The sequence below is a fragment of the Streptomyces sp. CB01881 genome (genome assembly GCF_002953255.1).
Taxonomy (GTDB): Bacteria; Actinomycetota; Actinomycetes; order Streptomycetales; family Streptomycetaceae; genus Kitasatospora.
On record NZ_CP026498.1, the window covers coordinates 7,536,463 to 7,552,938 of the forward strand.

The 16,476-nt window shown below is 70.5% G+C and carries 15 protein-coding genes; 12 read left to right on the plus strand and 3 right to left on the minus strand.

Annotated features, from left to right (window positions below):
• The 4 genes from C2142_RS22865 to C2142_RS22880 form a co-directional block, all read left to right on the plus strand.
• Positions 1-630, plus strand: a 630-nt coding sequence (locus C2142_RS22865; protein WP_241002729.1) for an EF-Tu/IF-2/RF-3 family GTPase, incomplete at its 5' end; no start/stop codon positions are given.
• A gap of 275 nt (positions 631-905) precedes the next feature.
• Positions 906-2,906, plus strand: a complete 2,001-nt coding sequence (locus C2142_RS22870) for a hypothetical protein (RefSeq protein ID WP_148644379.1) — start codon at positions 906-908, stop codon at positions 2,904-2,906.
• Between the two features lie 216 nt (positions 2,907-3,122).
• Positions 3,123-4,082, plus strand: coding sequence for a glycosyltransferase family 2 protein (locus C2142_RS22875; RefSeq protein ID WP_148644380.1), 960 nt, complete (start codon positions 3,123-3,125; stop codon positions 4,080-4,082).
• Positions 4,079-4,513, plus strand: a complete 435-nt coding sequence (locus C2142_RS22880) for a GtrA family protein (RefSeq protein WP_148644381.1) — start codon at positions 4,079-4,081, stop codon at positions 4,511-4,513. Before C2142_RS22875 ends, C2142_RS22880 begins: the two co-directional genes overlap by 4 nt.
• Before the next feature lie 87 nt (positions 4,514-4,600).
• Here the strand turns inward: C2142_RS22880 and rfbC are convergent, their stop codons facing one another.
• Entirely contained in the window at positions 4,601-5,209 is a 609-nt protein-coding gene (rfbC, locus tag C2142_RS22885; RefSeq protein ID WP_148644382.1) for a dTDP-4-dehydrorhamnose 3,5-epimerase, read from the minus strand.
• Positions 5,206-6,081, minus strand: a complete 876-nt coding sequence (rfbA, locus tag C2142_RS22890) for a glucose-1-phosphate thymidylyltransferase RfbA (protein WP_148644383.1) — start codon at positions 6,079-6,081, stop codon at positions 5,206-5,208. The genes rfbC and rfbA overlap by 4 nt, the downstream gene beginning before the upstream one ends.
• Before the next feature lie 83 nt (positions 6,082-6,164).
• On the opposite strand from rfbA, the gene rfbB reads away from it, so the two are divergent.
• The 6 genes from rfbB (at position 6,165) to C2142_RS22920 (ending at position 11,475) form a co-directional block, all read left to right on the plus strand.
• A complete protein-coding gene (rfbB, locus tag C2142_RS22895) occupies positions 6,165-7,142 on the plus strand; it encodes a dTDP-glucose 4,6-dehydratase (RefSeq protein WP_148644384.1) in 978 nt (325 codons plus the stop codon).
• Between the two features lie 50 nt (positions 7,143-7,192).
• The gene (gene rfbD, locus C2142_RS22900; RefSeq protein WP_148644959.1) at positions 7,193-8,074 is read left to right on the plus strand and encodes a dTDP-4-dehydrorhamnose reductase; all 882 of its coding nucleotides are present in this window, start codon (positions 7,193-7,195) and stop codon (positions 8,072-8,074) included.
• Entirely contained in the window at positions 8,071-9,408 is a 1,338-nt protein-coding gene (locus tag C2142_RS22905) for a hypothetical protein (RefSeq protein ID WP_194235799.1), read from the plus strand. Before rfbD ends, C2142_RS22905 begins: the two co-directional genes overlap by 4 nt.
• 68 nt (positions 9,409-9,476) lie before the next feature.
• Positions 9,477-10,166, plus strand: a complete 690-nt coding sequence (locus C2142_RS22910; protein WP_206670998.1) for a glycosyltransferase family 2 protein — start codon at positions 9,477-9,479, stop codon at positions 10,164-10,166.
• A complete protein-coding gene (locus C2142_RS22915) occupies positions 10,163-10,561 on the plus strand; it encodes a DUF2304 domain-containing protein (protein ID WP_148644386.1) in 399 nt (132 codons plus the stop codon). The genes C2142_RS22910 and C2142_RS22915 overlap by 4 nt, the downstream gene beginning before the upstream one ends.
• A gap of 5 nt (positions 10,562-10,566) precedes the next feature.
• Positions 10,567-11,475, plus strand: coding sequence for a glycosyltransferase family 2 protein (locus tag C2142_RS22920; RefSeq protein WP_148644387.1), 909 nt, complete (start codon positions 10,567-10,569; stop codon positions 11,473-11,475).
• A gap of 79 nt (positions 11,476-11,554) precedes the next feature.
• On the opposite strand, the gene C2142_RS22925 is transcribed toward C2142_RS22920, so the two are convergent.
• Positions 11,555-13,261 carry a hypothetical protein gene (locus C2142_RS22925; RefSeq protein WP_148644388.1) on the minus strand — a complete coding sequence of 569 codons (1,707 nt, stop codon included), beginning with the start codon at positions 13,259-13,261 and terminating at the stop codon, positions 11,555-11,557.
• 704 nt (positions 13,262-13,965) lie between these two features.
• Here C2142_RS22925 and C2142_RS22930 point away from each other — a divergent pair.
• Together C2142_RS22930 and rpsJ are read left to right on the plus strand one after the other, a co-directional pair.
• Entirely contained in the window at positions 13,966-15,768 is a 1,803-nt protein-coding gene (locus C2142_RS22930) for a hypothetical protein (RefSeq protein ID WP_148644389.1), read from the plus strand.
• 490 nt (positions 15,769-16,258) lie between these two features.
• Positions 16,259-16,476 (plus strand): 30S ribosomal protein S10 (gene rpsJ, locus C2142_RS22935; protein WP_148644960.1); only part of this gene is annotated, 218 nt, incomplete at its 3' end.

Here is a 16,476-nt window from a genome sequence, read left to right on the forward strand (position 1 = left end):
GAGAAGCTCCTCGGCCTGATGCACGCGGTCGACGAGGCCATCCCGACCCCGGCCCGCGCCGTGGACCAGCCGTTCCTGATGCCGATCGAGGACGTCTTCACGATCACCGGTCGTGGCACCGTCGTCACCGGTCGCATCGAGCGCGGCATCCTGAAGGTCAACGAGACCGTCGACATCATCGGCATCAAGGACACCAAGACCACCACCACGGTCACCGGTATCGAGATGTTCCGCAAGCTGCTCGACGAGGGCCAGGCCGGTGAGAACGTCGGTCTGCTCCTCCGTGGCATCAAGCGCGAGGACGTCGAGCGCGGCCAGGTCATCATCAAGCCCGGTTCGGTCACCCCGCACACCGAGTTCGAGGCCCAGTCGTACATCCTGTCGAAGGACGAGGGTGGCCGTCACACCCCGTTCTTCAACAACTACCGCCCGCAGTTCTACTTCCGTACCACGGACGTGACCGGCGTCGTGACCCTCCCCGAGGGCACCGAGATGGTCATGCCGGGCGACAACACCGCCATGACGGTCGTGCTGATCCAGCCGATCGCCATGGAGGAGGGCCTCAAGTTCGCCATCCGTGAGGGTGGCCGCACCGTGGGCGCCGGCCAGGTCACCAAGATCCTCAAGTAATTGACGATCTGACACTTGACCCCTGGTCAAGGAGGGCTTGGTGGAGATCGCATGATCTCCACCAAGCCCTCTGTCTTTGGGCAAAAACCGCTTGCTCTATGATCGCTGGGTATTGCCGGAGTAAAGGTGGGCACCGTGCGTGCCCGAATAAGGGATGGGGTTTCAGGGTCTCGATGGAAAGACTCCGCACCATGGCGGCCACGCTCTCCTCTCCCGAGGAGCCGGAACCGGGCGGTGCGTCCGGGCCCGTGGAACCGGGCGGTGGGTCCGGGCCCGTGGAACCCCCTGCCGGCAAGCCTCCCCGTAGTCTCCCCGTCCTCGCCGGCGCCCTCGCGGCCTCGTGGCTGCTGCCCGCCGCGCTGATCGCCACCGGCCTGGGCATCCTGGTGCTGCCGCTGCTGGTGGTGGCGGTCGCCTCCCTGATGCGGGTGGGCGGCGTGCTGCTCGACCGGCTGTTCGCGGCGGCCCTGACCGTCGCCGGCGGGGTGCTGGTCCTCGGCCTGGCGTTCTCGCTCTGGCCGTGGGGGCTGGCCCCGATCCCCACCTCGGGCGTGCTCCTCACCGTCGTGACGCTGACCGGCTGGCTGAGCCGCCGGGCGCCGCGGCTGCCGTTGCGGTTCCGGCCCTCCGACCTGCTGGTGCTCGGCACCAGCTACGTCCTCTGGCACTACCTGCACAAGCCCCTGGTGGGCAAGGGGAAGGGCTGGCGGCTGGAGTTCCTGACCACCGCCGAGGACCGGCTCAACCACTTCTCGTACTTCGTCGGCATCGAGCACGTCGGCGGCTACAACTTCCTGCACCAGGAGGCCGCCAAGGCCTACATGATGTCGCCGGCCGAGGCGGTGTACCCACAGGGTTCACACTTCCTGCTGGCCTGGGTCGACTCGCTGGTCCGGTCGTCCTCGGACCTCGGGTCGACGCTCGACACCATGAACCGCTACCTGCTCTACATCCTGGTCGCCTACGCCCTGCTGGGCACGGCCCTGGTGTGGGCGGCCCGCTGGATCGGCGGACCGCGACTGCGCGGCTGGCGCACCGCGGCGGTCTGCGGGACGGTCGCCGCGCTGGTGTTCTCCAGCAACTACACCGACCTCGTCACGCACGGCTTCGACTCGACGATCATCGGCCTGCTGATGGTGGCCGTCCTCGTCGCCTTCCTGGTGCGGCCCGCCATGCGGACGCCCGAGTTCCTGCTGATCGCCGGGCTCGGTCTGATCACCGTCACCTACGTCTACAACCTCTTCGGCGCCGTCGCGGGCATCGCCGTCGTGGTGACGCTCGTCGCCCACCGCAGGAGGTTCCGCCGCAGGACCTGGCTCCTCTACGGCCTGGCCGGCGCGGTCACCCTGGGCCTGGCCGGACTGCCCAGCGTGGTCTCCGTGCTCTCCAAGCTCGATGTGGCCAGCACCTCCAACCTGGGCGGCCCGAGCGTGGGGGCGGACCGGACGATCCTCGTCGGCGGCCTCCTGCTGGCGCTGCTCGCCGCGGCCGCGCCGACCAACCGCCGGACCGGGACCGGCCAGGCCCACCTGGCCCTCGTCCTCGGCTCCGGCCTGGTCATCGCCGGCTTCGCCTGGTGGCAGATGCGCACGATCGGCCACGTGTCGTACTACTTCGAGAAGCTCGCGGGCACCGGTGTGGTGATCGCCCTGGTCTCGCTCGGTGCGGTCGGACCGCTGCTGCGGACGACGTCGCCAGCCCGGGTGGGCGTGCTGCAGCGCAGGGCGGGCGACGCCGTACTCTCGGTGCTCTCGGTGGCGACCGCGCTCAGCCTCTTCGCCGGGGTCCAGTGGGGCATGGAGTCCTTCAAGGCCGCGCCCACGGCCTGGTACAACAACTCGCTGATGGCCTGGAGCCGCGGTGAGTCCTGGAGCGACATCGGCCCCCGCCACGGCGCCACCGTGATGGAGGACCTCGACGGCATCTCCGGCCCGATGATGGTCCTCTACTCCAACGACGACTACAAGAACCTCAAGTCGACGTGGATCGCCACCCTGCTGCGCAACCGCGGCGGCGACATGCTCCCGCTGTACGAGACCCACTGGGTGAACATCGGCGCCGCCGAGCGTCCGGCGGCGGAGTACCAGGCGGCCCTGGCCCACGTGAAGAAGGCCGCCGAGAAGCTGGGCGAGCCGATGACCGTCGTGGTCGCCGACCCGGCCACCGGCGATCGGATGCGCAAGGACCTCGCCGGTTCGACGCCGCGGATCACCGTGGTGGCCAAGCCCGGCAACAACTGGGTCCACTCGTGGAACCGCAGCTTCCCCGGGGACTGATCCACGGTCCGGGGGTACCGGGCCGATGACTGCGAGCGCGGGGCGCCGCCCGTCCGACGGGGGGCGCCCCGCCGCCGTCTCCGGCCGGTGCCGGCGGGCCCCGCAACGGGCGCCGCGATGCGCTAATCCCCAGCTCATCGATCTCATAGGGGGCTCACGACCAACTGCTATTGTCGGCCGTAATCCAGCCCCCCCAGCGGAAAGCGGGACCAACTCATGTCGAGGGCACCGCAGTTGTCGGTCGTCATGCCGATCTACAACGAGCAGGAGGCGCTTCCGCTGACCGTCGGGCGGCTGCGGCCGATCCTGGACGGGCTCGGGGTCGACTACGAGGTCGTCGGCGTGGACGACGGCAGCACCGACGCCACCCCGGTGCTGATGCAGAAGATCCGGCAGGACTGGCCGGAGTTCCGGATCATCCGGTTCTCCCGCAACTCCGGGCACCAGGCCGCGCTCAAGGCCGGCCTCCACCGGGCGTTCGGCGACTACGTGGTGAGCATCGACGCGGACCTGCAGGACCCTCCGGAGAAGATCCCGGAGATGCTCGCGCTCGCCCGCGAGGAGAACCTCGACATCGTCTACGGGGTGCGCGGGGACCGCGGGACGGACAGCTCCTTCAAGCGGCGCACCGCCGGCGCCTACTACTGGCTGATGCGCAAGCTGGTCGGCAAGCGGATGCCCAACCAGGCCGGCGACTACCGGCTGCTCAGCCGGGCGGCGGTGGACGCGCTCAAGGCGCTGCCCGAACACCAGCCCGTCTACCGGCTGCTGGTGCCGTGGCTCGGCTTCCCCAGCGGCGAGGTGGTCTACGTCCGGGAGGAGCGGGTCGCCGGCGCCACCCACTACCCGCTGACCAAGATGGTGCGGCTGGCCCTCGACAGCATCACCAACTTCTCGGCCGCCCCGCTGCGGCTGGCCACCTGGCTCGGGATGCTGAGCTTCCTGGTCTGCATCGGCCTGGCGATCTACACCACCGTCGCGTACGCGATGGGCTCGACGGTGCCCGGCTGGTCCTCGCTGTTCATCGGGATGCTCTTCATCGGCGCCGTCCAGCTCTGCTGCGTCGGCATGCTCGGCGAGTACGTCGGGCGGATCTACTCGGCCGTCCAGGCCCGTCCGGCGTACTTCGTCGGCTACGACTCGGCGGAGGACGAACGGGAGGGAAAGTCCCGATGACGTTCACCGGCGAACCGGTCCGTCCGCCGGAGGAGGGCCGGACCACCCGGCGCCAGCTGCCGTCCTTCCTGGTCATCGGCGTTCTGAGCACGGTCTTCTACCTGCTGCTGTTCGCGGCCGTCCGCTTCTTCACCGGTGCGCAGGCCGCCAACCTGATCGCGCTCGCGGTGAGCGCGGTCGCCAACACCGCGGCCAACCGCCGCTTCACCTTCGGGATCACCGGTAACGAGGGCGCCCTGCGCGACCAACTCCAGGGCGCGGTGGCCTTCCTGATCGGCCTCGGGCTCAGCAGCGGCGCGCTCGCCCTGCTGGCCGTGCTGGTGCCGGACGCCTCCCGGCCCGTCGAGGTGGCCGGGCTGGTGGCGGCCAACGGGCTCGCCACCGTCGCCAGGTTCCTGCTGCTGAAGGTCTGGGTCTTCCGCGGCCGCTGAGTCCGCCCCGGCCCCGCCGTCAATGATCAAAACCCAAGGGCCCGGCCGCAGTTGATGCGGCCGGGCCCTTGTCTGCGGGAGTCCGGATCAGGCCTGGTAGGCCTTGCTCAGGCTCGCCGTGAACTCCTTGACGGCCTTGTACTCCGGCAGCAGCCCGCTCGCCAGTGCCTCGGCCAGCGACGGCGCCTGGGCGTCCTTGGCGGAGAGCTGCGGCGCCTCGGCCGGCCACTCGATGCCGAGGTCCGGGTCGAGCGGGTGCACCCCGTGCTCACCGGTCGGGTTGAACGTCTCGGAGCACAGGTAGCTGAGGGTCGCGTCGTCGCTGAGCGCGCAGAACCCGTGGCCCAGGCCCTCGGAGATGTAGACCGCCTTGCGCTCGTCCTCGTCGAGGCGCACGCCCTCCCAGCGGCCGAAGGTCGGCGAGCCGACCCGCAGGTCCACGATGACGTCCAGCACCGCGCCGCGCACGCAGGTCACGTACTTGGCCTGGCCGGGCGGGACGTCGGCGAAGTGGATGCCGCGCACGACACCGCGGCTGGAGACCGAGAGGTTGGCCTGGGCCAGCCGCAGCGGGTGGCCGACCACCTCGGCCAGCTTGTCGAAGCGGAACCACTCGGTGAACAGGCCGCGCGGGTCGCCGTGCAGCTGGGGGGTGATCTCCCAGGCGCCCTCGATGGACAGCTCCTTGAACTTCACCGGGAACCCTCCTCGTCCAGCAGCGCCACCAGGTACTGGCCGTAGCCGCTCTTCAGCAGCGGCTCGGCGAGCTCGCGCAGCTGCGCGGCGTCGATCAGGCCGGCCCGCCAGACCGCCTCCTCGATGCAGCCGATCTTGAAGCCCTGGCGCTCCTCGATGACCCGGACGAACTCCGAGGCCTGCACCATCGACACGAACGTGCCGGTGTCCAGCCAGGCGGTGCCCCGGTCGAGGATCGTCACGTGGAGGTCGCCGGCCTGGAGGTAGGCCTCGTTGACGGCGGTGATCTCCAGCTCGCCACGGGCGCTGGGCTTCAGGCCGCGGGCGATCTCGACCACGCGGTTGTCGTAGAAGTACAGGCCGGGAACGGCGTACCGGGACTTGGGCTCGGTCGGCTTCTCCTCGATGGAGATGACCTGGCCGTCCTCGTCGAACTCCACCACGCCGTACGCGGTCGGGTCGGCGACCGGGTAGGCGAAGACCCGCCCGCCCTTGGCGTCGGTGTGCTCGGAGAGCCGGGTGCCCAGGCCGCTGCCGTGGAAGATGTTGTCGCCGAGGATCAGCGCGACGGGTTCGTCGCCGATGAAGTCCGCACCCAGCACGAAGGCCTGGGCGATGCCCTCGGGGCGTTCCTGGACGGCGTACTCCAGGCGGAGGCCGAACTGGGAGCCGTCGCCCAGCAGGCGCTCGAACTGCTCCCTGTCGTTCGGGGTGGTGATGATCAGGATCTCGCTGATCCCCGCCATCACAAGGGTCGAGAGGGGGTAGTAGATCATCGGCTTGTCGAAGACCGGGAGGAGCTGCTTCGACACCGCCCGGGTCAGCGGCCAGAGCCGCGAGCCGGTGCCGCCGGCCAGAAGGATTCCACGCATGCGTGCACCTTATTCGAGTCCCGGGCGGCGGGTGAGGCCCGGGTCGGTGGGGGCGTCGGCGCGACGGTAGACTACGGCGCACTATGCGCATCCTCGTGACCGGCGGCGCCGGCTTCATCGGTTCTGAATTCGTCCGCCAGCTTCTGGGCGCCGACACCACTGACCAGATCACGGTCTTCGACAAGCTCACGTACTCGGGCGTCGAGGCCAACCTGGCGCCGGTGGCGGGCCACAGCGGCTACTCCTTCGTCCGGGGCGACATCTGCGACGTCGACGCCGTCGACCAGGTCATGCCCGGCCACGACGTCGTGGTCCACTTCGCGGCCGAGTCCCACGTGGACCGCTCGATCGCGGGCGCCGGCCCCTTCGTGCTGACCAACGTCGTCGGCACCCAGGTCCTGCTGGACGCGGCCCGCAAGCACGGCGTCGGCCGCTTCGTGCACATCTCCACCGACGAGGTGTACGGCTCGATCAACGAGGGCTCCTGGACGGAGGAGTGGCCGCTGGTGCCGAACTCCCCGTACTCGGCCTCCAAGGCCTCCTCGGACCTGCTGGCGCTGGCCTACCACCGCACGCACGGCATGGACGTCGTGGTGACCCGCTGCTCCAACAACTACGGGCACTACCAGTTCCCGGAGAAGGTCATCCCGCTGTTCACCACCAACCTGATCGACGGCAAGAAGGTGCCGCTGTACGGCGACGGCGGCAACGTCCGCGACTGGCTGCACGTCTCGGACCACTGCCGGGGCATCGAGCTGGTCATGCGCAACGGCCGCGCCGGTGAGGTCTACAACATCGGCGGCGGCACCGAGGCCACCAACAAGGAGCTCACCGGGCTGCTGCTGGAGGCCGCCGGAGCCGGCTGGGACATGGTCGACTACGTCGCCGACCGCAAGGGCCACGACCTGCGCTACTCGATCGACATCAGCAAGATCCGCGAGGAGCTCGGCTACGAGCCGCAGGTCCGCTTCGAGGACGGCCTCGCCGCGACGATCGCCTGGTACCGCGAGAACCGCGCCTGGTGGGAGCCGCTGAAGACGAAGGCGGCTCTGGAGAAGTGACCGCCAACGCCTCCGGGCAGGTCCGCTGGCTCGTCACCGGCGCGGCCGGGATGCTCGGCCAGGACCTGCTCGCGGTCCTGGCCGCCGACGGGTCCGCCGAGGTCACCGCCCTCGGCCGGGCCGACCTCGACATCACCGACGCGGCGGCCGTGCTGGCCGCCGTCGAGGGCCACGACGTCGTCGTCAACTGCGCGGCGTGGACCAACGTCGACGGCGCCGAGAGCGCCGAGGAGGCCGCCACCGCCGTCAACGGGACCGGCGTGCGCCACCTGGCCGCCGCCTGTGCCAAGACCGGTGCCCGGCTTCTGCAGGTGTCCACGGACTACGTGCTGCCCGGCGACGCCACCGAGCCGTACGCCGAGACCGCGCCGACCGGCCCGGTCAACGCCTACGGCCGCGGCAAGCTGGTGGGGGAGCAGGCCGTCGCCGAGCTCCTCCCGGAGCACGGCTACGTCGTGCGCACCGCCTGGCTGTACGGCGAGCACGGCAAGAACTTCGTCGCCACCATGCTCAGGCTCGCCACCCAGCGCGCCACCCTCGACGTGGTGGAGGACCAGCAGGGCCAGCCGACCTGGTCGCTCGCCCTCGCCCGCCAGCTCGTCGCGCTCGGCCTGGCCGCGCTCGCCGGGCAGGCCCCGGCCGGGGTCTACCACGGCACCGGCGCCGGCCGGACCACCTGGTTCGGGCTGGCCCGCGAGACGTACCGGCTGAGCGGGCTGGACCCCGAGCGGATCCGCCCGACCACCTCCGCGGCCTTCGTCACCCCGGCCGTCCGGCCCGCGTTCAGCGTGCTGGGCCACGAGCGCTGGGCGGCCGCCGGCCTGAGCCCGCTGCCCGACTGGCACGACCAGCTCGCGGAGGCGCTCGGCACTCCCGTCTTCACCGAACTGGCCATAGCGGCCCGGACGACCGAGAGCGACAGATCTCAGTGAAGAATCCGCTGACGAAGGTGGCCGCCGCGCTACCGCCGGGAACCCTGGCGGTGGCCGGCGGCACCGTCGTGCTCGGCGCCGCCTCGTACATCCACCTCGGTGTGGCGGGCCACAGCCTGTCGGTCGACGACATGGCGAACGTCTCGCTGCTCTGGACGATCGTGATGTCCGTCGGTATCGGCGTGTTCTTCCCGATCGAGCAGGAGCTCACCCGGATCGTCGCGGCCCGCGCCGCGCTCGGGCACGGCGCCACGCCGGTCCTGCGCCGGGCCACCCTGCTGACGGGGGCGATCCTCGGCACCGTCCTGCTGGCGCTGGGCGTCGGCTCCGGGAAGATCGCCGACGTGATGTTCCACGGCGACCGCTCGCTGGTGCTCGCGCTGGGCGGCGCGTTCGCCGGCATGGCCGTCTGCTACCTGACCCGCGGCGTGCTGGCCGGCCTCGGCCGGTTCGGCGCCTACGGCACCCAGCTGGGCGTCGACGGCGGCCTGCGGATCGGGCTCGCCTTCGCGTGCGGCGTCGCCGGTGTGCACTCCGCCCTGGCGTTCAGCCTGATCCTCGCCGTGGCGCCGATCGCCGCCACCCTGGTGACGCTGCCCGCGCTGCTGCGGGTGGTCCGGCCCGGGCCGCGGATCCCCTGGTCCGAGCTCTGCTCCGGACTCGGCCTGCTGATCTGCTCGACCCTGCTCTCCCAGGTCGTGGTGAACGCGGCGGTGGTCAGCACCAAGCTGCTCGCCCCGTCGGACTCGGCCCTGATCGCGGCGCTGCTCAACGCGCTGGTGCTGGCCCGGGTCCCGCTCTTCGTCTTCGGCTCGCTCCAGGCCTCGCTGCTCAACGGGCTGTCCGCGGCGATCGCGGTCGGCGACCGCGCGGCCTTCAGCGGCATGCTCCGCCGGATCGGCGCCGTGGTCGGCCTGCTCGGCCTGCTCGGCGGGATCCCCGCGGTGGCCCTCGGCCCCTGGCTGATCCAGGTGCTGTTCGGCGCCAAGCCGGTGCTCGGGTGCCTCGACTTCTTCTGGATGTCGGCGGGGACCGTGGCGTACATGTTCGCGATGGTGCTCGGCCAGGCGCTGATGGTATTCAAGCGGCACAACCTCCAGCTGCTCTGCTGGGCGGCCGGAACCGTCGTCCTCGTCGGCGTCACGTTCATGCCGGGCGAGGTGTCCACCCGTGTGGTCCTGGCCTACGCGGCCGGGTCGGTGGCCACCGTGCTCGGTATGCTGGCGGCGCTCAGGCGCAGCTTCCCCGGTTCGACGGCGAACCAGGCCGGTCCCGCGCAGAGCGCGTCGGAGCAGGCACTGCCTACGCTGAGTGCCGGGGCGGTCGGCGAATGACCGCACCGGCCTCCGACATACAGATTGCCGCGCACGAGCGCGGGCGAGACCCCGAACATGGAGCCCCCGTGTCCCAGTACGACGATGTGTGGCTGGTGATCCCGGCCTACAACGAAGGCCAGGTGATCGCTGACGTTGTGGAGGGAGCGCGCAAGACGTTCCCCAACATCGTCGTGGTCGATGACGGCAGCGCGGACGACTCCGCCAAGCACATCATGAGCACCGGTGCGCACCTGGTGCGCCACCCGGTCAACCTCGGCCAGGGCGCGGCTCTGCAGACCGGCCTCGCCTACGCGCTCGCCCAGCCGGACGCCAAGTACTTCGCGACCTTCGACGCGGACGGCCAGCACCAGACCGCCGACGTCGAGAAGATGGTCGCCGTGCTCCGTGCGGGCGAGGCCGACGTGGTCCTCGGCTCGCGCTTCATCGAGCAGAACGGCCAGGTGCCGTGGATCAAGCGGGTGGTCCTGCGGACCGCCGCGACGGTCAGCCCCACCGCGCGCAAGCTCAAGCTCACCGACTCGCACAACGGCCTGCGGGTCCTCAACCGTGAGGCGGCCAGCCGGCTGCGGATCACCATGAACGGCATGGCCCACGCCTCGGAGATCGTCAGCTTCCTGGCCGGAGCCGACCTCCGGGTGGCGGAGCTCCCGGTCGACATCCTCTACACCGACTACTCACGCGCCAAGGGTCAGTCCCTGATCAACGGCGTCAACATCATCTTCGACATTTCGCTTCGGGAGCGTGGCCGCCGATGAACTACTTCTGGATCCAGCTGGTTCTGATCTTGGGCGCGGTCTCCCTTGCGTTCATGTTCATCCGGCGCTGGGACGCAGCGAACACCCGGGCCTGGAAGCGCATCGCCTTCTCCGTCTTCGTGATCGCGAACATCTACGCGATCCTGCGCCCCGGCGACGTGACCTGGGTGGCCCACAAGATGGGCGTCGGCCGCGGCACCGACCTGGTGCTGTACGTGATGGTCCTGGCCATGGGCTTCCTGACGCTGAACACCTTCCTGCGTTTCCGCTCGCTGGAGAAGAAGCTCACCGACCTCGCCCGGACCGTGGCGATCAACGAGGGCGCCCGGCTGAACGAGGAGCGGTTCGACCTGGACCTCCCGGTCTCGGCCCCGGTCAACAGCAGCGGAGTCTGACCGTCATGGCCACCTTCGAGTTCATGCTGCCGTACTACGGCGACGTGGCCCTGATGCAGGCCGCGGTGCGCAGCATCCTGGGCCAGACCGACCCGGACCTGAGGCTGACCGTCGTCGACGACGGCAAGGAACCGGACGTCCCGGGCTGGTTCGCCGGGCTCGGCGACGACCGGGTGCGTTACCTGCGCAACGAGCAGAACCTCGGCATCACCAAGAACTTCCAGAAGTGCGTGGAGCTCTCCACGGCCGACCACGTGGTCATCATGGGCTGCGACGACCTGCTGCACCCGCACTACCTGGAGACCGTCCGGGCGATCCTCAAGGCCAACCCGGACCTGGGCATGGTGCAGCCGGGCGTCGAGGTGATCGACGGCGACGGCGTGGTCAGCTCCGGCCTCGCCGACAACGTGAAGGGCAAGCTGTACGCCCCGACCGTCAAGGGCCGGCGCCTGATGGGCGGCGAGGAGCTGGCGGCCAGCGTGCTGCGCGGCAACTGGCTGTACTTCCCGTCGATCTGCTGGCGGGGCGAGGCGCTGCGCGCGGTCAACTTCCGTGACGAGTACTCGGTGATCCAGGACCTGGCCCTGGTCGTCGACCTGCTGGAGCGCGGCGAGTCGATGATGGTGGACAACACCACCACCGTCTTCCAGTACCGCCGGCACGCGGTCAGCGAGTCCTCCGTGCAGGCCTTCTCCGGTACCCGCTTCACCGAGGCGGAGCGCTACTTCAACGCGGTGGCCGAGCGGATGGACGCCCGTGGCTGGCCCAAGGCGGCGCGTGCGGCCCGGGTCCGCAGCGCCTCGCGCTTCCACGCCATCACGATGCTCCCGGGCGCCCTGCGCCGGGGTCAGGGCGCGGGCGTGAAGGTCCTGGCCCGGCACGCCTTCACCGGCGGCCAGCGCCACGAGGGCTGACCGCAGGCCCCTGCGAACGGTACGAAGAAGCCCGGCCCCGCTGCTCAGGCAGCGGGGCCGGGCTTCTTCGTGTCCCGCGTCAGTCGGCCAGCAGCGTCATGACGGTGCCCACCATTCCGGTGGCCTTGGGGCGGGCCGGGTAGGGGTTGGCCGTGGGGCAGCCGAGGACGGGCTGGTCGGGCCCCGGGACCAGCCGGGAGGAGAGGTCGCCCGGCTTGCTGCACTTGTTGTCCGGGGCGTACTTCGAGCAGTGTCCGTCGAAGCCGGCGGTGCTCTGCGCGTACCAGGCGAGGTCGCCGCCGTCGCCCTGCATGTTCGGCATGAAGCGGTCGGCGGTCGCCGAGCCGGCCATCGCGTACAGCAGGCCGAGGGCGCAGAGCGCGCCCATCGCGACCGCGCGCGGGGTGAACCGGGGGAGGACGCGGGTCTGGCCGTTCTCCAGGGCCTGGGTGCGGCGGGTGCCCCACCGGCGGGCGGCCAGGTAGCAGGCGAGGCCGGTGAGCACGAGCGTGCAGTAGAGCAGCTGGGCGCTGGTCCGCGGGTAGAGCATGACCGCCTGGTCGCGCTCCATGTGGGCGGCGTACCAGTAGCGCATCACCAGCGCGCTGGCCGCGCACGCGGCGGTGACGAGGACGGAGGGGCGGTTTATGCCCAGCGCCAGGGCGAAGCCCAGGCCGACGAGCAGGACGATGGAGAAGATCCCGACCCCGCCGAGCTCGCCCGGCAGCGGCCAGGTGCTCCAGGCGTCGGTGCCCGGGAGGTCGTCCCGCCACATCGCGAAGTAGGTCGGCTCGACGTAGGTGTCGAAGTAGCAGTACCGGTCGACGGTGGAGCCGGCCGAGGAGAGCAGCCGCACCAGGTAGGAGCCGGCGACCGCGAAGAAGACCACCGAGGTGGCGAGGACGGTCGTCCCGGCCGTCACCAGGGCCCTGGTGCCGCCGTCCCGCCAGGTGCGGACCACCACGGCGACGGACAGCACGATGACGCCGAGGGCGGACCAGACGAACCAGCCCGAGTAGAGCATGAACAGCAGGCCGATGAGCAGACCCAGCGCGCCGCCCTGGAGCGCGGCGCGCTTCCTCGGGAGCTCGGCGGAGCGCTGGATCACCTGTATGAGCTTGCCGAGCACCGGGACGAGGGCGACCAGCACGAGGTTCGTGTAGGGCTTGTACGGCTGCATCATCGGCAGCGACGCGGTGACGCCGATGCCCAGCGCCCACAGCGGCGGGAGCAGCAGCCGCCAGGCCAGGTAGGCGACCGGGCCGAGCAGCGCCATGAACAGCAGGCCGACCAGCTTCATGGCGTAGCCGACGTCGCCGTTGGTGAGGTACTCGGCGGTCCAGGCGATCAGGTGCGGGAACATCGGCGGGTAGGCGCCGTCGAGCGGCTTGCCCTGCATCAGGGCGCCGGCCCAGGCCTGGAGCGCTCCGGAGTCCCCGCCCTGGCCGTTGAGCGGCCAGTTGGTGTCGCGCAGCGCGAGCGAGATGCCGGCCGCGGTGATGCCGGAGGAGAGCCCGGCGACGCCGCCGGCCGCGAACCGCAGCGGCGTGTCGGCCCACCGGCGCATCGCCGGCACGCAGATCAGCAGGATGACGCCGAGCAGCAGCAGCAGCTGGAGCTGCAGCGCGGCCAGACCGCTGACCTGGCCGATCCGGGACATCGGGTTCAGGTCGACGAACCGCGCGAGGTAGGTGATCAGCAGTGCGGCCCCCACGGCGACCAGGCCCTCGGAGACCAGGAGTCGCACGCCGGCGCGGGCGGTGTGCGTCTTGCCCCTGTGCCGCATGGGACTCCGTCTGTGGTCGGCCGCGGTGGACGCGGTCTGGAGGCTCGTCAACTGCATGGTCCTTCGTGGCCGGGCGGATCGGTCGGGAACGGACTGGCACGAGCGTCCTAACGGTCGCTCACATGCTCGGGCTGATTCTGCCAGGGGGCGGTGGGCCTTCTCCCACCGGTTGGGCTGCTGTGGGCGCCCGAACGGCCCGTTCCCCACTGGGCCGTTCGGGGGAGCGCGTGGCGGGCGGACGCAAAGTGCGCGCAAAGCGGAGGAAAGCCCCGGAGCCCTTCCCGTGACGGGCGTTCAGCGCCCTGGTCACCGCCCGGAGGCCGCTTTGACCGCACTGGCCCGGGTCGGGGGTGCATGGCAGACTTCGCCAGTGATCCGAAGGGATGGTGGCGGAGCGTCCACGAATCCGCCCCGACTTCTCCCACGGGTTGCACCGGACGGGGGCCGTGCCCGCCGTCCGCCCCCCACGCGGCGCGATATGACGGTCAACTGCATATGCTTTTTCTCGGCCGGTACGGTATACGTACTCGGTACGCCCGTGCCGGCCGGAACCGCGGGCCCGCCGCCCCGGGGCCGGAGCACCCGCTGCGCCGGCACCGGCCCCTGATGGCCCGGCAGTCCTCCACCGGGCGGTAGTGTCCACGAGGGCCGACCTGCCCGGCACCGCTCAGCAGACGTCCGCAGTCCTACGGAAGTGAAGCGACATGACCGATCTGGCAACCGACCGGCCCAGCGGATCGGAGCTCTCCCCCGACGGGAGCGGCACGACCCGCTCCGACGGCTCGGCGGGCGGCTCGGCCGTTGCCCGGTGGACCGAGCGACGCTGGGTGCTGGTGACCGCCGAGGTCCTGGTCAGCGTGGTGGCGGCGCTCGGGTTCACCCTGCTCTGCCGGCACATCAGCGTGAACCCGCTGAACCGGATCGGACAGGTCAGCGGCCTCGCCAAGATCCAGCAGTACGCGGCGCTCATCGGACTGCCGATCCTGGCGGTGCTGCTCTACACCGCCTACCGGGGCGGACTGCGCCGCCACGGGCTGGTCCAGCGGCTGGTCTGCGCGGCCCTGGCCGGCCTGGCGACGGGCGTGGTCGCCGGCGGTGTGGTCGTCGCCCTGCGCGGCACCCCCTGGCCGCTCGGCGGGCAGGAGGGCGACCCGAGCGTGCTGGTCGACATGGCCACGTCGATGATGCACGACAAGGGCCTGTCCGGCGTCTACCCGCCGCTCTTCCCGGCGGCCGTGGCGCTCTGGTCGGAGATCCGCTACGGCGGGGTCGGCGGCGCGGGCTTCGCCCTGCACGACCTGCAGATCGTCTGCAGCGCCCTGGTCGGACCGATGAGCTACCTGGCCTGGCGGCTCATGCTGCGGCCGTTCTGGGCGCTGGCCATCGCCGTCCCGTCCGCGCTGGTGTTCCTGGACCCGATCCGCCCGTACAGCCACGTGACGATGATCGTCCTGCTGCCGCTGCTGGCGGCCTGCCTGCGCGAGCTGCGCCGGGCGGGGGAGCTGTCGACCCGGTCGCTGCTGCTGCGCGGCACGGGCTTCGGCATCGTCTTCGGCGTGCTGTTCCTCTGGTACTCGGGCTGGTACCTGTGGTCGGCGCCGGGCGTGTTCCTGCTGACCCTCTTCGTCTTCCCGTGGCGGCGCGGCCGGCAGACCGTCCGCCGGGGCCTGCTGTTCCTGGCCGCGACCGTGGTGACCGCCGGGGCCATCGGCTCCCCGCTGCTCTACCAGATCGTGAAGCTCGGCGCCGACACCCCGGACCGGTACGCCTACATCGTCAACTACGTGGACCCGGCGTACGTGCTCGGCTGGATGTCGGACCGCAACGGCAAGCTGACCTACCACAACTGGCCGCAGGCCGGTGAGCTGGCCGGCCAGACCGGCTTCGGGATCATGCTGATCGCGGCGGTCGGCATCGGAGTGGGCCTGGGCCTGCGCAACATGGTGGTCCGGGTGGCGGCGGCGGTGCTGGCCGGAGCCTGGCTGCTGCGCTTCTGGTTCGCCTCGCACATGGCGCACTCCCAGACGATCCAGCTGTACCCGCGGACCACCTGGATCATCATGTACTGCCTGCTGATCCTCGCCGTGGTGGGGCTGATGGTCGGCCTGGAGCGCGGCGCCGGCTGGCTGGAACGGACTCTGCGCTCCAGCGGTCGCACGGCCGACGGGCCGGCCATCCCGCGCCGGGTCACCCGGCAGCTGGCCGCCGGCCTGATCTGCGCGATGGCCCTGTTCGCGACCATGGGTGCCTCCTGGTCGGTGGACCGCTACATGCCGCAGGCGGAGTCCACCAACAGCATGGGCCTGGACGCCTGGCGGGCGCACACGATCAAGAAGAAGGACGGCACCTGCCCGAAGTTCTCCCCGGTGGCGAAGTGCGCGGACATCATCACCAAGGACTGGAAGCCGGACACGGACAAGGGCTTCATCTGGTGCGCCAACGTGAGCACCGAGGACTGGCCCGCGGTCTGCGGCCGCGAGGCCCCCTGGCTGAAGGAACAGAAGTAACGGCGGGTGCTCGTGCGACCGGGGCCGGTGGGGGAGACCCCACCGGCCCCGATTGGCTTTCCGGCTGCTCCATGTGGCAGTATGTCCAAGTTGCTCGGTTGAGTGCCGATGCTGCGCGCCTCCCGCCGGGAGGACCGGAAGCGAGTCCCAAGTACTCGTCGTTCCCGTGATGGCCGTTCATGTGTTCACGTGAAGTATGTGAACGCAGTGGTGTGAAGTCGACACCGCGGCAGCTGCGGGGCGGACGTACGGGAATCTTCCGGGAAGCGTGGGCGGGGCCTCGATCCGGCGCCTGGTGGGTGCAAGACCTCACCGATCCCGTGGGAAATCCGCAGAGGGAAACCTCGTGCCGGATTTTTTGCAAGCGGTAGGGCGACACGCCCGAGCGCGGGGGTCGGAGGTAACCATCCAGGGGTGCCACCGGACACAGTCCACCTGGATGAATCCGGCCGCAGAAGCAGCAGACGACACAAAGGACTACTGAGTAGCCATGGCGGGACAGAAGATCCGCATCCGGCTCAAGGCCTACGACCACGAGGTGATTGACTCCTCGGCGAAGAAGATCGTCGAGACCGTCATTCGCACTGGTGCGCAGGTCGCGGGCCCGGTGCCGCTGCCCACTGAGAAGAACGTGTACTGCGTCATCCGCTCGCCGCACAAGTACAAGGACTCGCGCGAGCACTTCGAGATGCGCACTCACAAGCGTCT